5 protein-coding genes are annotated in these 3,992 nt (G+C 63.4%); all 5 read left to right on the top strand.

Annotated features, from left to right (window positions below):
- Window positions 1-317: hypothetical protein (locus ACGLYG10_RS16155; protein ID WP_170866452.1), on the top strand; the 317-nt coding region annotated here is incomplete at its 5' end.
- Between the two features lie 350 nt (window positions 318-667).
- The gene (locus tag ACGLYG10_RS04190; protein WP_073328214.1) at window positions 668-1,681 is read left to right on the top strand and encodes a hypothetical protein; all 1,014 of its coding nucleotides are present in this window, start codon (window positions 668-670) and stop codon (window positions 1,679-1,681) included.
- A 155-nt stretch (window positions 1,682-1,836) separates the two neighbouring features.
- Window positions 1,837-2,472 carry a DUF6301 family protein gene (locus ACGLYG10_RS04185; RefSeq protein ID WP_244542571.1) on the top strand — a complete coding sequence of 212 codons (636 nt, stop codon included), beginning with the start codon at window positions 1,837-1,839 and terminating at the stop codon, window positions 2,470-2,472.
- A 114-nt stretch (window positions 2,473-2,586) separates the two neighbouring features.
- Window positions 2,587-3,558: a hypothetical protein gene (locus ACGLYG10_RS15795; protein ID WP_139240811.1), complete on the top strand. Its 972-nt coding sequence runs from the start codon at window positions 2,587-2,589 to the stop codon at window positions 3,556-3,558.
- Window positions 3,555-3,992, top strand: a 438-nt coding sequence (locus tag ACGLYG10_RS04170) for a hypothetical protein (protein WP_073328205.1), incomplete at its 3' end; no start/stop codon positions are given. The genes ACGLYG10_RS15795 and ACGLYG10_RS04170, both read left to right, overlap by 4 nt.

The following is a 3,992-nucleotide window of genomic DNA, read 5'->3' as shown; positions in this document are numbered from 1 at the left end:
GCCCCGGCATCGCCGTCGTCGTCGTACATACCGGAAGGGATGTGGGCCCGGTATCGGCCGTGCCCCAGGCCCAGGAGGTGGCCCTGCTTCCCGGAACCGTCTTGTACACCGGCCGCTTCCTCCAGGTCGCCGGACACACCATCGAACTGATCGAGCAGCTCATGCCCACCGACGACCAGCAGTGGGCCAGCCAGCTCACCAACGACGCCGTCGCCCAACTCATGCGCGCCGTCGCCACCACCATCACCAACGCCCAGGGCCAAACACCCCCGGTAGACCCCGCCTACTGCGCCCGCTTCGCCGTACCAATCGCATGAAACAGCCCGGCACATGCTGCAGTGCCGGGACGACGGGTTGATCAACTCACTGACAAGCTGAACCAGCACCCGGCTCCACAGCAGCCAGAGCCGATCACCGCAGCCCGTAACGCCGCTCCTGACTCTCACGCACCAGCGACCCCGGGAACACCAACCCCAACGACACAGGCACCGACACAGACACTCACGGCCGGTCCGATGCTGACGCCGACCCGGGTGGCAACCGGCCTGGCGACCACAGCCCACAGCAGCATCAACCCGACGAGCACGGCAAACAGGCCCCCGACGAGCACCCCCGGGATCCGGAGTCGCCGGACCCCGAGCGCCCCAAGGGCCAGGAACCCGAATCCGTGTCTGCTCGCAGGGACCCGGAAGACAACAACTCCCACTCGAACACCGCAGCAGCCGAGGCCACAACCCCACACACCAAAACCGACGACACACCCGACCCGGCCACCAGCCACAAGGACACACCCGACACCGACACCACCCACAACAGCGACACCGACACCAGCAATGACCACGCGAAGGACGGCGCTGCCGATAAGGACGGTCAGCACGAGGCCGATGACGACCACAACGCTGACGATCACGCCGATGTAGACGGGGCAGACGGTGCTGACGGCGACGTTGATGACAGGTATCAGAAGAGTGTTCCTGAGTTGTTCGAGGACCGTGAAGGATTCGTTAGTCAGCGCGACGAGTTGCTGGGGCAATTGGACGATTCAATGCCCGACGGCCTGGAACGAAACGCCTTCAATGTCGAGAACCGACAGCAGACCATACGTGATCTTTTAGATGATGGCTACGACCCGGAAGAGATCAAGAAGCTGCAAAAGATCTCAACCGATTTGACCGCCGCCAGGCAGAATGTCTCTGAGACTTCCGCGGCGATTGGTGAGGTCGGTGGGCAGCACTACTCGGATACGCATGGCGCTCCGGTGCTGGATGCGTGGCGTAACGAGAACAATGGCCACACCCCGCCGGGGGGCTACTCCGATGGCGCCGCGTTGAGCGGTGACGGCAAGACCTTCTACGAGCTGGAGTACAAGGGCGTTACCGCCAAGCTGAGCAAATCGCCTGTGCACACCACGTTCGAAGGAGACTTTCCTCAGGGCACACCGGAGTACGCGCGCGATCACCTTATCACTGACCCGCGCTACGCCCAGTACTTCCATGATCATAAGGACGTGTGGGAAGCGATCAAGAGCGGGAAGACCAGTCTATGCTTCCGAACTATTTCCACTCGCACAGCACACGGGGAGCCGCACGTGCAGGACGTCCTCTTCGACCTGGTCGGAGACGGGCCAAACGGCCACAAGGTTCGCGACACGCTACAGGAGATGATCGACGCGCTCGACTGAATGACGGTCCTAGCCACGAGCATTGAGCGTTACGCAAAGTCTTCAACGGCCGATACAGTAGACATTGCGGACAGCGCAGCCTAAAATACTTAGTAGTCTAGAAGGTCACAGCCTTGCTGGTTGGGCAGTCCGAGTGATTCAGGGAGGAAGCAGGTATGAGCAGTACCAGCGGCGGACAGGCCGGGACCGGCGGCCCTGCTGGGGCGGTTCCGGGGTTTGAGTTGTCTTTGCCTGGTGGTGGGGTGTTTCGGGTGGTTCCGCCTGAGGTGGGTGTGCCGGTGATTCGGCTGTGGTTGGAGCACGAGTGGCCCATGAGTGTCCGGGAGGGCCTGGAACTGCGCGACCGTCTCGGCTGGCAGTCGTCACCAACAGACGAGATGATGTTTACTACGGGTCATGACTTGGGCGGGAAAGATGCATACTTCATCGATCTTAAGGGTCAGGTGAATTCCTTTCACATGGGGTTGGCTTCGCGTATTCCTAAGGCCAGTGCGCCGCCGGAGGCGGCTGTGCTGGTGCGCCAGGCATACGACCAGTACATCGAAGTGTTGACTGGCTTTTACGGCACTGGCACTACCAAACACTTCCAGGGGCGTAACGGCCCCCAGGAATCCACCACCTGGACCCTGCCGAGCGGGGCATCACTGACAGTCGGGATCCTGGGAAGGATTATTGATGTTACCGTGAACTCGCCTGCCGCTAACCGCGCGGCCGAGACTGAACGACGCTATCTCGCGGAGGAAGCTGAGTTCCCAACCGAGCCCCCGCCACGGCCCCGCACCAACAGGTGACCCAAGACGGTCACCGCGGTGCTGGCGCCCCTTCCAGATCCTCTGCCAGGCGAGCATGGCTATCAGGCGGATCGCGATGCCTGAATACGACACTCACACGCTCCAGGAACGACCGTGTTTGACCTGATTGGTGACGACGGAGTGCGTCGTCCGTTCACCGGCGACATCCGCGATCTCCGCCCAGGCGTCATTCAAGACCGTTTGCGCATTGATCAGGAGGAGGCCACGCGTCTGGGGCTGGGGCAGATCCCCGATGATCTTGAGGACCAGTATTGGGACCGTCGCTGGTACCCCGTTCGTCCCGAAGATGGCGAAATCGACTACGAATGCATGACCGATCAGGAGTCCCAAGAACGTGACGCCGAGAATTGGCGCCGCAACCGGCTGCGCCACGCACAGACAGAATACGTCGCATTAGAGGATCAGCGTGGCGGTACGCGGTTGCGTCGGGTCCCGCCCAGGAAGCCGCGTTGGGCCGATGAGGTCCTATCGCCGGTAAAGACTCCTCCCACCTACAGCCTTCGGTTGCGTCGAGGCTTTTCGACCAGCATCCGCCTCGACACCGGCCAGGCCAGCGGAACAGAAATAGACGCCGATCGATGGGACTACAGGATAGAGGGTCCGGAACAGCAGGCCTGGATCGTGGGACTATTCCGCACCACCAACCCTGCCGACCAGACCACATTCGTGCTGGAGTACTACGGGCGGGCATGGGCGGCGGCCCGCACCGACGGCGTCCCCTGGCCCACCGACCTAAACGCCATGGAGATCAGACTCCCGGCGCTGTGGCTTCCCGTGACCCTTACGCCACTGCCCGCCGTCCCAACCGACCCAGGCAGCCCGATAACTGTCCCCTCCGCCGAACCCGTCCCGGCACGGGTCGCCACCGACCACGCCTTGTTCGGCCCCTGGTGGAGGGACGGTGATCCGATCCTGCCCTACCGGCCCCAGCCATGGATCAAGCCCGCACCAAACCGTCGGTACTACCGGCAGTCCGAGGGCATTGCCGCCAAGTTCACTTTTCGTAGGATGCAGGAGCGCCAACAATCCGAAAGCGGCCCGGACCAGGAGGACACCAGTCAATGAGCACGCCCGACCAGCCCGTTCCCGACCAGCCCACGCCCGAGGAACGCTTCGAGCGCGCCGTCGCGGGACTGCGCGAGCTGCCGCCCACCGGGGCGGTCACCTTCCGCGGCATCACCAGCCCCTCCGGCACCCAGCCAGGAGTAGTAGTGCCCCGGGGTATCACCGCCACCAGCCGCGACCTCGTCGTAGCCACCGCGGGCATGACCAGCCCCGGCATCGCCGTCGTCGTCGTACATACCGGAAGGGATGTGGGCCCGGTATCGGCCGTGCCCCAGGCCCAGGAGGTGGCCCTGCTTCCCGGAACCGTCTTGTACACCGGCCGCTTCCTCCAGGTCGCCGGACACACCATCGAACTGATCGAGCAGCTCATGCCCACCGACGACCAGCAGTGGGCCAGCCAGCTCACCAACGACGCCGTCGCCCAACTCATGCGC

It is taken from the genome of Actinomyces glycerinitolerans (assembly GCF_900098745.1).
In the GTDB taxonomy this organism is placed as follows: domain Bacteria; phylum Actinomycetota; class Actinomycetes; order Actinomycetales; family Actinomycetaceae; genus Actinomyces; species Actinomyces glycerinitolerans.
The sequence above is the reverse complement of the archived record's forward strand: the minus strand, read 5'-3'. Positions and strand labels throughout refer to the sequence as shown.

Coding starts and splice junctions, on each gene's coding strand:
- ACGLYG10_RS04185 (WP_244542571.1), top strand. CDS start 1,837: ATGAGCAGTACCAGCGGCGGACAGGCCGGGACCGGCGGCCCTGCTGGG.